We start from the raw sequence: 14,928 nt of genomic DNA on the forward strand, positions 1-14,928 counted from the left end.
ATGCTCCTAAAAGATGAAGTGGAAATGCTGCGCCGGATCACGCTGTTTTCCGGCTTACCACCCGCCAAGCTCAAGCTTCTGGCATTCACCTCCGACAGGGTAATGTACAGCGCGGGAGAAAATCTGTTTCATCAAGGCGATATCGGCGACGCGGCCTATGTGATCCTCTCCGGCAAAGCCGATGTTTTAGTTACGACGCCAAATGGACAATTGAAAGTCGCCGAGGTGGAACAGAATTCGATCGTCGGTGAGATCGCCATCCTCTGCAACACGCCGCGCACAGCTACCGTCAAGACAAGTACGGGGCTCGAAGCGTTGCGCATTCGCAAGGACGATTTCCTGAAATTGCTGGCGGACTTCCCGGAGATGGCGGTGGAAATCATGCGCGTGCTCGCCGACCGCCTCAGCCAGACCACCTCCGAACTCACCGAAGCGCGCAGCCGCGCTCAGAGGGCAGAGGCGTAAGCACCACTCGGCCGCGTTGACGTTTGCAACCGGGCAGCGGCGCAGCATTGCCCTAACTCTTTGTTTCCTCGCATTTCCCTGGGGAACCGCTTCACACGTCGCCCCGAAATGCTTAAAGAGGCGCGATGCGCGCGATAACCTATTTTCAGAAGACCGTCTATTTCCCCGAGAAGCCGGAGAAGGCGCGCTTCTTTGCCCGACTGCAAGGTGGCCAGTGGGAGCCCGGTACGTTCCGCAACATAGAGCGCCTCGTCGACGGGACGACGACGTTCATCGACATCGGCGGCTGGATCGGCGTAACGCCCTACTGGACGGCGCAGATCGCGGACAATGTCATCACGGTCGAGCCCGATCCGGTGTGCTTCGACATACTCACGCAGATGCAACGCGAAAATGCGGGCGAGGTGAAGCTCATCAACGCTGCGCTCTCCGAGGACGAATGCCTGGTGTTGCACTCGGTCGGCGGCGGCTTCGGCAGTTCCGAAACCTCGGCGCTGATTGCCGACGACACCGGCATGGCAGTGACGGCGCAAACCGTCACCATTGCCGACCTTCAGAGAATGGCAAGGACGGAACGGCTCTGCTTCAAGATCGACATCGAAGGCTACGAGTACAAGGCGCTCGACCAGTTCCGGGCGATCGACCGCAAGAGAACGGCGGGCGTGCTGATCGCGGTGCATCCGCAGATCCTCGCCGCCTCCCTATCCGGTCCACGGTTCACCCGCGCGCTGCGAACGATCACGGCCACCGTGCGCCTAATCCGGAGCTTTCGCGGATTCAGGCTCGAAAACCCGTCCGCCATCTGGGCGGCGATCCGCAAATCGGTGGCGCGGCGCGAATTCAGGGGCTTCGATCTGCTCTTTGTCGCGAAATGACTGCAGGCGCCCCCCTGGCGTCGTGTGCAGCTGGGCGCGTTCGCAGGACATAGTCGGGGCCGCGCCGGCCGCCGGTACGGCGAAGCGGCTCTTGGCCGCCGCGCCGTCGTTCACATCGTGACTTCGACGGCGAACCCTGCAGGCTTCATCGTGCCTTGACCCGCAGCGGATCGATACCGTTGCGGCCGAAACGGGCTGATTCCTGTGCCTTGTCGGAATTCGCTTCCGCTTCGGCAAGGTCATCGAGGATCGGGCAATCCGGCCGCTCGTCGCCGTGGCAATGGGCGGCAAGATGCTTGAGCGTCCGGCTCATCGCCTTCAGTTCTTCCGCCTTGCGCTCCAGAATTTCCACTTGATCGAGCGCGATCTTCTTGACCTCGCTGCTTGCGCGGGAGCGGTCGCGCCAGAGTGCAAGCAGATCCGTCATCTGCTCGACCGTGAAGCCGAGATCACGCGCGCGGCGGATGAAGCGGAGCGTATGGACGTCGTTGGCGCCATAGTTGCGGTAACCGGCTTCGCTGCGGTGGGCAGGCGGAATGAGGCCGATCGTCTCGTAGTAGCGGATCATTTTCGTCGAGACGCCGGAGGCGCGCGCGACATCGCCGATATTCATGACATCACCTTCCAGGGCAATTCCAGGAAAAGCGTGCAACAGTTTCCCGTCCGGAATTGCGTTAATTCAAAGAGTTGGATCATTCTCTCACTGTTTCAATGAACAATGCAGCATATGCCGCTGATATAGGACTCTCACTCGCAAGGCGCCAATGGCGCCAGGCGCTATCGAACTGCGGCGCTCTCACGCGAGATGCTCCTGAAGCTCTTCAGACGCAGCGCATTGCCGACCACGAAGACGCTGGAAAGCGCCATGGCCCCGGCCGCGAAAACCGGCGAAAGCAAAATGCCGTAGGCCGGGTAGAGCGCACCGGCGGCGACCGGGATCAGCAAGGCATTATAGGCGAAGGCCCAGAACAGGTTCTCCTTGATGTTGCGGATCGTGGCCTTCGAAAGCGCGATGGCATTCGGCACGCCGAGGAGGTCGCCGGACATCAGCACGACGTCGGCGCTCTCGATGGCGACATCCGTTCCCGTGCCGATCGCCAGCCCGACATCGGCTGCGGAGAGCGCCGGGGCGTCGTTGATGCCGTCGCCGACGAAGGCCACGTTTTGTCCCGTCGTCTTCAGCTGCTTCAGCGCGGCGACCTTTCCCTCGGGCAGAACCTCGGCGACGACCTGATCGATCCCGAGCTTGCGGGCGATTGCCTCCGCCGTGCGGCGGTTGTCGCCGGTGATCATCGCGATCTTGAGGCCGAGCTGATGCAGCATGCGGATCGCCTGCGGCGTCGTCTCCTTGATCGGATCCGCGACGGCGATGATTGCCGCGAGCTTGCCATCGACCGCCGCGTAAAGCGGGCTCTTGCCTTCGTCACCGAGGCGGCGAGCGTGATCGGCGAAGACGGTGACGTCGATACCCTCGCGCGCCATCAGCCTGTCTGCGCCGATATGAACGGTTCGTCCAGCAACATCGGCGCGGGTTCCGAAGCCGGGGATCGCCTCGAATTGCTCCGCTTCGCCGACCGCGAGACCGGCCTCCTTTGCCGCGGAGACGATGGCTTCCGCGATCGGATGCTCGGAGCGTTTCTCGACCGCGGCGACCAAGGCCAGAACGGCATCGCGCTCAAAGCCCGTTGCGGTCTCGAGATCGGTCAGTTCGGGCCGCCCCCGGGTCAGCGTTCCGGTCTTGTCGATTGCGATGATTTCGGCATCGCGCAACGTCTGCAGTGCCTCGCCCTTGCGGAAGAGCACGCCCAATTCGGCCGCGCGGCCGGTCCCGACCATGATGGAAGTGGGGGTGGCGAGCCCCATGGCGCAGGGGCAGGCGATGATCAGCACGGCGACGCCATTGACGAGCGCGAACGTCAAAGCGGGATCCGGGCCGAAGACGAGCCAGACGAGGAACGTTGCGAAAGCGATTACCATGACGGCGGGTACGAACCAGGCGGTCACGCGGTCGACAAGCGACTGGATCGGCAGCTTCGCGCCCTGGGCCTGCTCGACCATGCGGATGATCTGCGCGAGCACCGTGTCCGTTCCGACCTTGGTGGCACGGAAGCTGAAGGAGCCGGTCTTGTTGATCGTGCCGCCGACGACCTCGGCCCCCTCCGTCTTCTGAACGGGGACCGGCTCGCCGGTGATCATTGATTCGTCGACATAGGAATTGCCCTCGACGACCATGCCGTCGACGGCGACCTTCTCGCCGGGGCGGACGACAAGGATATCACCCGCGTGCACGTCGCCGATCGCAATTTCCACCGTTTCGCCATTGCGGATGACACGGGCGGTCTTGGGCTGGAGGCCCATGAGGTGCTTGATCGCCTCCGATGTGCGGCCCTTGGCGCGCGCTTCGAGAAAGCGGCCGAGCAGGATCAGCGTGACGATCACCGCCGCTGCTTCATAATAGACGTTGGTGGTCTCCGCCGGGAGCAGGCCGGATGCAAAGGTCGCAACGACGGAATAGCCCCAAGCCGCAAGCGTGCCGATCGCGACCAGCGAATTCATGTCCGGTACGGCTCTCAGTAGCGCCGGAATGCCCTTCTCAAAGAAACGAAGGCCGGGGCCGAAAAGGACGAGGGACGCGAGAACGAACTGCAGGTACCAGCTCTCCTGCATGCCGATGCGGGTCATGACGAAATCATGGATCGCCGGAATGAAATGCGACCCCATTTCGAGGACGAAGACAGGCAGCGTCAGCAGCGCGGCGATTACGAGAGCGAGCCTCAGGCGAAGGCTTTCCTGCTCGCGTTTCTCCGCTTCCTGGTCGACGTCATGCCCGCCTGCTATGCGCCTGGCATCGTAGCCGGCGCCACGCACGGCCTCGATGAGCACGTCAACAGATGCGAGCCCTTTGATCACGCGAACGGTAGCCCGCTCGGTGGCAAGATTGACGCTCGCCTCGATGGTTCCCGGCACAGCCTTCAGCGCTTTTTCGATGCGCGCAACGCAGGATGCGCATGTCATGCCTTCAATGCCGAGTTCGAGGAGTTCTTCGGAGGTGCCATAACCCGAATTCTCGATCGCCTTGACGATTTCGGAGGGTTTCGCCGTTGCATCGAAGCGCACGTCGGCCCGCTCCGTCGCCAGATTGACCGAAGCCGACATGACGCCCGGCACCGCGCGAATGGCCTTTTCCACTCTCGCGACGCAGGAGGCGCAGGTCATGCCTTCCACCGGAATGCTGGCGGTTCTTGCAGACCCGGCAATCGGTTCGGCATTTCTTGTTTGGATCATCGTCACCGATCCCATGTCGTGCTCCTTGCAAATGTGATTGCGAACCAGGACGGGGCTTCTGGCGATGGTAAGGTCAAGCTCGCCTTGCCCGTCCGCTCGCTTTTCAGCCGTCCGAAAGTGCGTCGTGATTTCAATGCTTGTGTTGGGCGTGGATGACGGCGTGCCCCCTGCCGCGGGCGATCAGCCAGCGGTTGACAGGAAAGGCGGCGGCGCCGGCGATAACGAGCGATACGGCGAGGCTGATCCAGAAGTGTGGCGGAGAGAGACCAGCGTCCATTGCGCCTGGAATCACCAGCATCATTGCGTTGTCGACAAGTTCCATAATTGCGATCGACGCCGTGTCCGAAGCGAGCGCCAGTTTGAGCGCGGCGGCGAATGGCATGCCAGCCCGCAACAGCGGGAACATCGTCAGCCCATAGCCGAAGATGAACGCCAGCACGACGGCCAACAGGATGGTTTCCATATTGCCCCATCCAAGCGCCGTGCCGATCACCATGCCCAACGCCTCGCCGATGGCACAGCCGGTCAGACAGTGCACGGTGGCGGAAAAAGCCAATCGGTTCAGCGATGTCGCTACGGCAGACACGGTAGCGGAACCGCCGCCGTGGCTGTGATAATGGGCGTGCCGGTGCTGTTGCATGTTCAAGCTCCGATTCTTCGTCGATGGGATAGAGGGTCGGCGCTCCGGCTATGGCGGGGCGTTGCGCCGACCGCATCCAGCTTTACAGCCGCAGGCTGTCGTAACCGGCCGTCTTCAACGCCTGTACGATGGCGCTGCTGTCAGCGGTGGTTTCGACGCTCACTTCCCTCGTGCCGAGATCCGCGTTGACCTTGGCCGCCGGATCGATCCCCCGGATCGCCTTTTCCACCGTGCTGACACAGTGGCCGCAGCTCATGTCGTCGATCTTGTAGCGTTGCATGCTTGTCTCCTTTGTTTCGCTATGGGATGAAGATGGAGCTTCCCATCGTTGGAAGGTCAAGGCCTCATCGCAAGAAATTTTCCGCGGCTTTTCAGCGGACCATAATGCCGCTTTTGTGCCGCCCGCCGGGGAGCGATCCGCGCCAACATGAGAAAGCGGCGTGGTCCTCACTGCGCTGAAAAATTTGAAAGTCTTTCGCCCGTGCCGTCGAAATGGGTGGCTAGCGATCCTTCGCGCGACGACGCACAATCATTTCGCTCTGCATGAGGCATTCGCTGCGCTCATCCGGTGCGGGCCGAAGGGCCGAAATGGCCGCCTGACGTTTTGAATTCCGGGTCGGTTAAAAATACAAATGGTCGGGACGTTGGAGGAGCATCTGCCTGGCCGCTGTCGTTCGGCTGCGTCGTGATGGCGTCTGCCAAGGGAGGAAAAATGTTTGAACGACTTTTCAAACTGAAAGAGCATGGGACGACCGCCCGCACCGAGCTGGTTGCCGGCCTCACGACATTCCTGACGATGTCGTACATCATTTTCGTCAACCCCGACATTCTGTCGACGACCGGCATGGATCGCGATGCGATCTTCGTCGCGACCTGTCTTGCCGCCGCGCTCGGCTCGGCAGTCATGGCTCTCGTCGCCAATTGGCCGATCGGCATGGCGCCGGGCATGGGGCTCAACGCCTTCTTTGCCTTCACCGTCGTCGCCGCCCTTGGCTTCACCTGGCAGCAGGCGCTCGGCGCCGTGTTCATCTCCGGTCTCATCTTCCTGCTGCTGACGGTCACGGGCGTGCGAAGCTGGCTGATTGCCGGCATTCCTCATTCGTTGCGCAGCGCCATTGCGACCGGTATCGGTCTGTTCCTCGGCATCATCGCGCTCAAGAACGCCGGTATCGTCGTAGACAACCCGGCGACGCTCGTCGGGCTCGGCGATCTCAAGCAGACCGGGCCCTTGCTCGCGATCCTCGGCTTCTTCGTCATCGCCGTACTGGATTCGCTAAAGATCCGCGGCGCGATCCTGATCGGTATTCTCGTCGTCACGGTCCTGTCGATGCTGCTTGGCGTCAGCGAGTTCAAGGGCATCGTTTCGGCGCCGCCGAGCATCGCCCCCACCTTCATGCAACTCGACATCATGGGTGCGCTGCATGGCGGGCTGGTCCATGTCATTCTCGTCTTCGTGCTCGTCGAAGTGTTCGACGCGACCGGCACGCTGATCGGCGTCGCCAAGCGCGCGAAGCTGGTCGAGGAAGGCAAGCCCAGCCGGCTCGGCCGTGCCCTGCTTGCCGACAGTTCGGCAATCATCGCCGGCTCGCTGATCGGCACGAGCAGCACCACGGCCTATGTGGAGAGCGCTTCCGGCGTCCAGGCCGGCGGCCGTACCGGTCTTACGGCGCTGGTCATTTCCGTGCTGTTCCTCGCCGCGCTGTTCATCTCGCCGCTCGCCGCGGCGGTTCCGTCTTACGCAACGGCGCCGGCGCTGCTCTATGTTGCTGGCCTGATGATGCGCGAGCTCACCGAAATCGAGTGGGACGATCTCACCGAGGCAGCACCGGCGGCGCTGACCGCGATCGCCATGCCCTTCACCTATTCGATCGCCAATGGCCTTGCCTTCGGCTTCGTAAGCTACGTCGTGCTCAAGGTGTTCACCGGCAAATGGAACGTCATCCACCCGGCAACGCAGATCGTTGCGGCCCTGTTCGTCGTTCGCTTCGCATTCTTCGGCGGCTGAACGGTTGACACGGGGCGGAGGTTTCCGGTCCGCATTTGTTTCCTTGTTCCGACAACGAAGTCGGCCGGACCTGCGTTCAGCAGGTTCGGCCTTTCCTTTTGTTGATTGATTGGTCCGGCCGAGATGGCCTCTACTGATGTTGTCAGGAGCATATCTAGAGTCGGCTTCGCCTCTCGCTCCTATCGATGCCCGACGCTCGAAGCTCGGAAATTGGAGTTTCCACTTGTCCTATACTTGTAAAAATATGTTGCCTTCGTCACAGGTTCTGCCATGATTTGAAAAGGAAAAATGAGCGCGATTCTGCATCGTTCGCTTGGGAATTTGTAAAAATTGGATGCCGCATGGATGCAATGCAGAACAGGCTTTTGATCATTGCCGATGACCTGACCGGCGCGCTGGATACGGCGGCGCCCTTCGCTGTTCATGGCTTCTCGGTCGATGTCGTCGCAGACCAGAGCGCGCTTGGCGAGGCGATCGAGCGCGGCTCCGACGTGATCGCGGTTACGACGCGTAGCCGCGAAATCGACGCGGCAGAGGCCGCGCGACGCGTTCTGCTCGCGCAGCGGGCGATGGCACCGGGCATGCGGATCTTCAAGAAGGTCGATTCGCGCCTGAAGGGCAACGTCGAGGCGGAGCTTTCCGTTCTGGATTTTGCAAGGGCGGTCGTCTTGCCGGCGATCCCGGAATTCGGCCGGGTCGTCAGCGATGGCCAGATCCGCGGTTTCGGGGTCGATCAACCGATTTCCGTTGCCGACCGCCTGGGTGTCGTCGCCGGTCGCGCCGTCGTGCCGGACACCGGGACGGTCGAGGAGATGAGCGTTGCAGTCGATGGGATTGGCCCCGGCGATCTTCTCGTCGGCGCGCTTTCGCTCGCCAACGCCTTGGCGAGCAGGACGGGCAGGCCGCGTGCGGAGCCCTTTGCCGCGCGGGAGGGGCAACTGCTTATGGCCATAGGCTCCCGGGATCCGATCACCGTGGCGCAGGTCGAGGAACTGCGGCGTGCCGTACCCGATCTCCTCTATCTGGCGGCGCCTGCGGGACAGGTGGAACAGGTCCGTCGCGGTTCCGAGCACGCAAAGGACGTGACTTTGATACAGGCGGTGGAGGGCATGCCGCCGGCCAGGGCGTCGGATGTGGCTGCAGCGCTCGCGCGATCCGCGGCCGCGTTTGTCGACGGATGCCGGACGATGCTGCTCTGCGGCGGTGCGACGGCGGAGGCCTATTTCGAACGCGAGAACATTCGTGTTCTCCGCCTGGTCGGGGAAGTGCTTCCGGGCCTTCCGGTTGCCGAGCATGACGGCCGATTCTACATTACCAAATCCGGCGGCTTTGGCGATTCCGACACGCTTTCCAAGGTCGTCCGCGCCATGACGAGGAAAGAGGTGTTGGCCTGATGCGCGCCGGAGAGCAGCTTTCGCACCGCAAGAGCCTGAGCGAGGTCGTCTTCGAACGGCTGCAGCACGCGATCAAATCGGGTGCCTATCAGAGCGACGAGCGCCTGCCGACCGAACATGAGCTGGCGGCGGAGTTCCAGGTCTCCCGCCCGGTCGTTCGCGATGCCCTGAAAAGACTTCGCGATCAGGGCCTTGTCTACTCGCGGCAGGGGGCCGGCAGTTTCGTTCGAATTCAGGGTTTGCGGCAGCCGCTTGGCTTCGGACCGCTCGAAAACATCGCCGACCTACAGAACTGTTACGAGTTCCGCATGACGATGGAACCCGAGGCCGCGGCGCTTGCTGCCGAGCGGCACAGCGAAACGCAGATCCGGGTGATCAGGCTTGCACTCGAGACCTTGCAGGACGCGACCAATCGGCAGCGCCATCGGGAGGACGCCGATTTCATGTTCCATCTGGCAATCGCCCAAGCGTCCGGAAACAGCTACTTCTCGACGGCGATGGAAGCGCTCAAGGATCACATCGCCATCGGCATGCAGTTCCACGGCCTGTCGCTGAAAAACTCTGTGACTGGCTTGCGTCATGTCTACGACGAGCATGCGGCGATCTACGAGGCCATTCGTGACCGAAAACCGAACCAGGCACGCGAGCTCATGCGCCAGCATATCCGCGGTTCTCGCGATCGGCTTTTCGAGGGCCGGCGTCCGGAGTACACGCAGGGCGGCTGACCTTCCATGCCTGTCCGTGACGTGCACTCAACTCGTTTTCACGACCCACTGAGTGTCGATGTCCGGCCCGCGCACGGATACTCGCAGATCGGGTCGGCAAAGCATGGTTTCGGCCGGCGTCTATCGCCGGCAGTCCAGTGCCGACCGGTGACCCGTCATCACGGATCTCAGGTGAACGTGTGACCCGCGGCTCGTCAGAACGTGGCCCTATAGATGTCCAGCACGTCACGCACAGACATCTCGCGCGGATTGTTGTCCATCAACCGGCGAATGGCGTGAGCCTCGCCTGCCCAAATCTCCAGAGCGTCCGGATCGGCGCCGTGAGCCGACAGACGCATTTCCACGCCGAGCTCCTCGCAAAAGCGGTAGGCAGCCTTGAGGACCTGCGCGTGATCGTCGAGCGCGGGAAGTCCGAGCGCATCGAGGACTTCCGCGGTCTTTTCCTTGCGCACCGGAGCGTTGTAGGCGAGCACATGCGGGAAGATGATGGCGTTTGCCAGTCCGTGCGGCAGTCCAAGCCGCGTGCCGAGCGGGTAGGCGAGGGCGTGGCCGGCAGCCGTATTCACGGGGCCCAAGCAAATGCCGCCGTAGTAGGATGCGAGCATCATGCCGGCGCGCGCTTCCGTGTCGCGTCCGTTCGCCACCGCACGCGCGAGATACTTGCCGACGAGCCGGATCCCCATGCGGGCATAGCCGTCGATGAGATCATGCGCGCGGATATTCGTGAAGGCTTCGACGCAGTGCGCCATGGCGTCGATGCCTGTCGCCGCAGTCACCGCCGGCGGGACGGACCAGGTCAATTCCGGATCGAGGATGGCGATATCCGCGAGCAGGTGCGGGCTTTCGACCGCTTTCTTGGCATGGGTCGCGCTGTCGGTGATCAGCGCCCGGATACCGGCTTCGGATCCCGTGCCGGCCGTGGTCGGCACCTGCGCCAACCGGGTCCGGCGGCCTTCGACCTTGTTCGGTCCGACGACGTCGTCGAGCGATTGTGAGCCGTCCCAGAGGGCCGCGACCAGTTTCGCAACGTCCAGCACCGAGCCGCCGCCGAGACCGACAACGAGGTCCGGCCTGAGCGCGCGAGCAGCCTCCAGGGCGGAGGCGAGCGCCCTGTCGTCCGGTTCGGCCGGAACATCGGAAAAGATCGATGCCTTGTTGCCGAGGCCGAGCCTTTCCGCAAAGCCGATCGTGTGTACCGACGCGACGATCAGGACGCGCTTGGTGCTCTCGGCCAAGGCACCGAGCCTTGCCGAGGCACCGGCGCCGATCTCGAGGCGCTTCGGTTGGTGGAGCGTAATCGGTCTCGCCATTCCGTCCATGATCGGCTCCTCAGGCCTGTTCCAGCTTCGTCATGCGGGCCCAGACCGCGTCGCGTTCGGCGTCCGTCAGCTCCACGAGGGGCGGATTGACGCGCAGCCAGCCATTGTCGCCCCGGCGGCGCGCAACTAGCGCCTTGACGGTCGGGAGCTGGACATAGGCATTGGTCAGTTCGCGCCAGGCGACGATCTTCTCCTGGGCGGCTTTCACCTCCGTCTCCTTGCCGGCGACGTTCCAGTTGTCGAAGACGAGGCGCAGCTCGGCGGCAACGAGGTTCGAGCTTGCGGTGATGCAGCCGGCGCCACCCGCCTCGAGCAACGGCAGCAGCAACGGGTCGGCCCCTGCGAGCACGCCGAAGTCCGGGAAGGTCTTGACAATGGCCTTCATGTTTTCGAGATCGCCCGAACTGTCCTTGATGCCGACGACGATTCCCGGGAAATCTTCGCGAAGACGGCCGACGACCTCATGCGGGATCGCCACGCCGGAAACCTGGGGAATGTGATAGAGCACTATCCTCAGCCGGTCGTCGCCGACGCTTTCGATGATGCGGGCATAGGCGCGATAAATGCCCTCGGCGCTGACGCCCTTGTAGTAGAAGGGCGGCAGCATCACGACGCCGCGCACACCAGCCCTAATGGCGTGGCGGGTGAGTTCGATCGTGTCGGCGACGGCCGATTGGGCCGTTCCCGGCAGGAGCTGTTCCGGACGGATGCCGCCGGCAATGGCCCGGTCGAGAATTTCCATACGGTCCTTCAATCCGAAGGAATTGGCTTCTCCGGTGGTGCCCAAGAGGGCGATGCCGTGGCAGCCTTCGTCCAACAGCTTTCGGCAATGGTCGATGAACAGGCGGAAATCCGGCCTGCCATCGGTCGTTACGGCTGTGGTTGCGGCGCAGAACACGCCGCCAATTTCGAAATCAGACATTTGCGTTCTTCCCAGCGATAAGCTTGCGCGCGTAGGCAATAGCGGCGTTCATGTTGACATGCTTGGCTTTGCCCTTGCCGGCGATGTCGAAGGCCGTCCCGTGATCGACCGAAGTCCGATCGATCGGCAGGCCCACCGACACGTTGACCGCCGTGTCGAAGGCGACCAGCTTGATCGGGATGTGCCCCTGGTCGTGATATTGCGCGATGACGAGATCGAAACCGCCCTGGTAGGCGCGGTGGAAAACCGTGTCCGCCGAAATCGGGCCCTGCACGTCGATGCCTTCCGCGCGCGCTTCGGCCACGGCCGGCGTGATGTGTTCATCGTCCTCCGTTCCGAAGAGGCCGTTTTCTCCGCAATGGGGGTTGATGCCGGCTACGGCGATCCTGGGTTTCTCGTAGCCGATGCGTTTGAGATGCTCGTTCCCCGCCCTGATCGTCGCCAGAATGCGCTCGGGCTTGGCGCGCCCAATCGCGTCCTTCAGCGAAACATGCGTCGAGACGTGGATGACCTTCAGCCGCTCCGACGCCAGCAGCATGAAGGCGGATTTCGCGCCGGTCAGCGCCGTCAGCATGCCGGTATGACCGTCGTAGTGGTGCCCGGCCGAGTTCAGCGCTTCCTTGTTGATCGGCGCCGTGACGATGCAGCCGATCTTCCCGGCCATCGCAGACTTGACGGCAAGGTCGATGAAACGAAAGGACGCGTCGCCGGAGACCGCGCTGAGTCTCCCCCAGGGTAGCGGTGCCCCTTCGACCGGAACGTCCTCGATGATGTCGCGGAGGTCGAGTTCGATGCCGAGAACTGCCTTTGCTGCCTCGAGCTGCGCCAGGTTCCCGAACACCCGTGTTGCGGCCCGATCGGCGGCACTCATCTCGGCAAGAGACTTGACGATGATCTCCGGTCCGACGCCTGCCGGGTCGCCCATGGTTATGCCAACGATATTGCTCATTTCGGGTCTCCGTCGATCCAGCTCCTGGCGAGGCGGACGTATTTGATCGCGCGTCGATGGAAGGTAAACGCGATGTGGAGGTTGCCTTCTCCGTCCTCGAGAAGCGCCGGATAGGAAAGCTCGTGATTCCGCCCGTCGAGCGAATTGTTCGAAAGGCAGGTGCCCGGCCCATCTTCGACCACCCGCCGAAGCGGAAACGTCCTGCCGCCGTCCGTCGAAACGCAAAGCGTCAGCGGCGCCCGGGGGACGCCCCAGATCGGCGTTATTCCGCCCTCGGCGTTCGGGCGATGATCGTCCTCGCCAAGTTCATCATAGAGCGAATCGCGCCGATCGCTCGATGTTGCTGCTGAGACCGGATTGCACAGCAGCGCCACGCGTCCGTCGGCGAGACGGACAGCGGCGATCGAGGAATTGTTGTTGGGCACGTCCGTCGCTTCCGGCGCCGTCCAGCTCCGCCCGTCGTCAAGGCTCGTCGAACGGTAGACGAAGTCCGCCTGGCGGCGGCGGAAGAACGCGACCATTTCATTGCCGTCGAGCGGCACGATCGTCATGTGGACGCAGCCGTAGGACTGCGGAACTTCTGTCACCGTCCAGCTCGCACCTTCGTCGCTGCTGACCGCCACGGCCGCGGTGTCGTGCGTGCCGGTCCAGCGCGCGCCAGGGCGAGGGTTGCACAAAAATAGAGGCAGCATCCACGCGCCATCGTCACGTCGGACGATTGTCGACCGGATGAACGTCCCGGCTGCGAGCCCAAGGTCTCGGGCCGGCCCGGAAAAGAGCGTTCCGTTCTCAAGGGTCAGGGATCTTTCGCGCACACGGCTTTCGTCCTGGTTTCCCGATGGCTGCGCCGTGTGAAACAGGCTGACGCCCCCGTCGGGGCGAACGAAGATCATCGGATTTTGTTCGGAACGATCCGGATCATCGGTGACCTGGACTGTATCCGACCAGGTGCCACTTCCGGGCGCAAGGACCGAGAGGTGAATGGAGATGTCCGATTTGCCCTCGAGTGTCCCGGCAAACCAGGTGCAGGCAAGCGAGCCATCCGGCAGGAATGCCAGGAACGACGCGTGATTATGAATCTTGGGCGACGGCAGAAAGGCTTCCTGACGGTCCGTGCCTGCGGGGACGAGGTGCCCGTCCATGCGTCTTCCGATCTCTTCGGGCGTCAATTCTCTCCTCCCTTTCCTGTCGATGTGCAAAAAGAATTCAAAAAGAATCAGATGTTGTCAAGTTGAATATGGGCAAATCAGAAGTGATTGTTCGCACAGAAGAGCAAAAACATCACGTAATATCAAGAACATAAGTACTTGAAAAAAATACTGCTGCGGAAATAGCGATGCGTGAGTTGACAAATTAGTGACGTTGATCCAGTCTGGTTTCAAGTGAGCGAGAGGAGCGTCACGGGAGAGCATGGCGGCAATCGTCAATCATCAGAGTGAGCGTTCGACGGCCAAGGCGCTTTGTTGCGTCGCAGTGGCCGCTGCGCTTGCTGCCGCGGATGCGGCGGTTGTCCGTCTGCTTGCGGGTGAGGTGCATGCGTTCGTCATCGGCTTCTTTCGCAGCCTCTTCGGCCTGGCAACAATCGTCCCGTTGATCCTGGCGCGCCCTCGCGTTCTCAAGTCCGGCTATCGGCTTCAGCATGTTACGCGCGCGGCGCTGAAGCTTGCCGCGCTCGTTTGTTTTTTTATGGCCTTCGCCGCCGCTCCACTGGCCGACGCGATGGCGATCATGTTCACGACGCCGATCTTTCTGATGCTTGGCGCTTGGCTTTGGCTCGGCGAAAAGTTGACGCCGGGCCTCGTTTTCGCGCTCGTGGCAGGCTTCGCGGGCGCGTTGATCATCATCGACCCCGCAGCGCAGGGCGGCATGGCCCCGGCCTTGCTTCTGGCGCTCGCCGGCGCCGCGCTGCAGGCGCTCGTACAGCTCATGCTGAAGCGCATGTCGGACCTGGATTCGACCGAAACGCTGGTCGTCTGGAACCTGATCGTAACCGTACCGTTGGCGGCTGTGCCTGCGGCTCTCTACTGGACGACGCCCGACCTTCGCGAGTTTGCCTTGCTCGCACTGCAGGGCGCGATGGGAGCCGCCAACATGGCGCTGATGACCAAGGCGTTCAGCATCGCGGATGCATCGCAGATTGCGCCGATGGATTTTCTGCGGCTGCCGTTTGTTGCGGTCATGGCTTGGATCCTGTTCGGCGAGATCGCTGGGCTGTCCACCTGGTTTGGTGCCGCGATCATTTTCGCTGCGACGATGATCGTCGTGGGAGGAGGGCGTCTGAAGCGACGGTTGGCGGAAGACTGAGACAGCCTGCCGCCGGCGGCGGCAACCGATAGCAACGGCTTCGCA

The 14,928-nt window shown here is 62.5% G+C and carries 14 protein-coding genes; 6 read left to right on the forward strand and 8 right to left on the reverse strand.

Annotated elements, in window-relative coordinates; all coding sequences use genetic code 11:
- Positions 1-465, forward strand: coding sequence for a cyclic nucleotide-binding domain-containing protein (locus tag QN224_RS11410; RefSeq protein ID WP_173512285.1), 465 nt, complete (start codon positions 1-3; stop codon positions 463-465).
- A 125-nt stretch (positions 466-590) separates the two neighbouring features.
- The gene (locus QN224_RS11415) at positions 591-1,340 is read left to right on the forward strand and encodes an FkbM family methyltransferase (RefSeq protein ID WP_283976734.1); all 750 of its coding nucleotides are present in this window, start codon (positions 591-593) and stop codon (positions 1,338-1,340) included.
- A gap of 145 nt (positions 1,341-1,485) precedes the next feature.
- On the opposite strand, the gene cueR is transcribed toward QN224_RS11415, so the two are convergent.
- The 4 genes from cueR to QN224_RS11435 form a co-directional block, all read right to left on the reverse strand.
- Positions 1,486-1,953: a Cu(I)-responsive transcriptional regulator gene (cueR, locus tag QN224_RS11420; protein WP_283976735.1), complete on the reverse strand. Its 468-nt coding sequence runs from the start codon at positions 1,951-1,953 to the stop codon at positions 1,486-1,488.
- A 164-nt stretch (positions 1,954-2,117) separates the two neighbouring features.
- Positions 2,118-4,625, reverse strand: a complete 2,508-nt coding sequence (locus tag QN224_RS11425) for a heavy metal translocating P-type ATPase (protein ID WP_283976933.1) — start codon at positions 4,623-4,625, stop codon at positions 2,118-2,120.
- Between the two features lie 130 nt (positions 4,626-4,755).
- Entirely contained in the window at positions 4,756-5,265 is a 510-nt protein-coding gene (locus QN224_RS11430) for a DUF4396 domain-containing protein (RefSeq protein ID WP_283976736.1), read from the reverse strand.
- Positions 5,266-5,347: 82 nt separating this feature from the next.
- Positions 5,348-5,545, reverse strand: a complete 198-nt coding sequence (locus QN224_RS11435; protein ID WP_173512290.1) for a heavy-metal-associated domain-containing protein — start codon at positions 5,543-5,545, stop codon at positions 5,348-5,350.
- A 432-nt stretch (positions 5,546-5,977) separates the two neighbouring features.
- Here QN224_RS11435 and QN224_RS11440 point away from each other — a divergent pair, with 432 nt between their 5' ends.
- The 3 genes from QN224_RS11440 to QN224_RS11450 all read left to right on the forward strand — a co-directional run bounded on the left by QN224_RS11440 (position 5,978) and on the right by QN224_RS11450 (position 9,389).
- On the forward strand, positions 5,978-7,270 hold the full coding sequence (locus tag QN224_RS11440) for an NCS2 family permease (protein WP_173512291.1): 1,293 nt from the start codon (positions 5,978-5,980) through the stop codon (positions 7,268-7,270).
- 341 nt (positions 7,271-7,611) lie between these two features.
- Entirely contained in the window at positions 7,612-8,664 is a 1,053-nt protein-coding gene (locus tag QN224_RS11445; protein WP_283976737.1) for a four-carbon acid sugar kinase family protein, read from the forward strand.
- A complete protein-coding gene (locus QN224_RS11450) occupies positions 8,664-9,389 on the forward strand; it encodes a FadR/GntR family transcriptional regulator (protein WP_173512292.1) in 726 nt (241 codons plus the stop codon). Before QN224_RS11445 ends, QN224_RS11450 begins: the two co-directional genes overlap by 1 nt.
- 194 nt (positions 9,390-9,583) lie before the next feature.
- Here QN224_RS11450 and QN224_RS11455 read toward each other — a convergent pair whose 3' ends face one another.
- From QN224_RS11455 to QN224_RS11470, 4 genes are read right to left on the reverse strand one after another with little or no spacing between them, the layout of a single operon-like run.
- Positions 9,584-10,708: an iron-containing alcohol dehydrogenase gene (locus QN224_RS11455; protein WP_173512293.1), complete on the reverse strand. Its 1,125-nt coding sequence runs from the start codon at positions 10,706-10,708 to the stop codon at positions 9,584-9,586.
- A 10-nt stretch (positions 10,709-10,718) separates the two neighbouring features.
- Entirely contained in the window at positions 10,719-11,630 is a 912-nt protein-coding gene (locus tag QN224_RS11460) for a dihydrodipicolinate synthase family protein (protein ID WP_283976738.1), read from the reverse strand.
- Positions 11,623-12,579, reverse strand: a complete 957-nt coding sequence (gene pdxA / locus QN224_RS11465) for a 4-hydroxythreonine-4-phosphate dehydrogenase PdxA (RefSeq protein WP_283976739.1) — start codon at positions 12,577-12,579, stop codon at positions 11,623-11,625. Before pdxA ends, QN224_RS11460 begins: the two co-directional genes overlap by 8 nt.
- On the reverse strand, positions 12,576-13,721 hold the full coding sequence (locus tag QN224_RS11470; protein WP_283976740.1) for an exo-alpha-sialidase: 1,146 nt from the start codon (positions 13,719-13,721) through the stop codon (positions 12,576-12,578). Before QN224_RS11470 ends, pdxA begins: the two co-directional genes overlap by 4 nt.
- Positions 13,722-13,989: 268 nt before the next feature.
- On the opposite strand from QN224_RS11470, the gene QN224_RS11475 reads away from it, so the two are divergent.
- The gene (locus QN224_RS11475; protein ID WP_283976741.1) at positions 13,990-14,883 is read left to right on the forward strand and encodes a DMT family transporter; all 894 of its coding nucleotides are present in this window, start codon (positions 13,990-13,992) and stop codon (positions 14,881-14,883) included.
- Positions 14,884-14,928 lie beyond the last annotated feature (45 nt).

The sequence above is a fragment of the Sinorhizobium sp. 7-81 genome, assembly GCF_030124405.1.
Taxonomy (GTDB): Bacteria; Pseudomonadota; Alphaproteobacteria; order Rhizobiales; family Rhizobiaceae; genus Sinorhizobium; species Sinorhizobium psoraleae.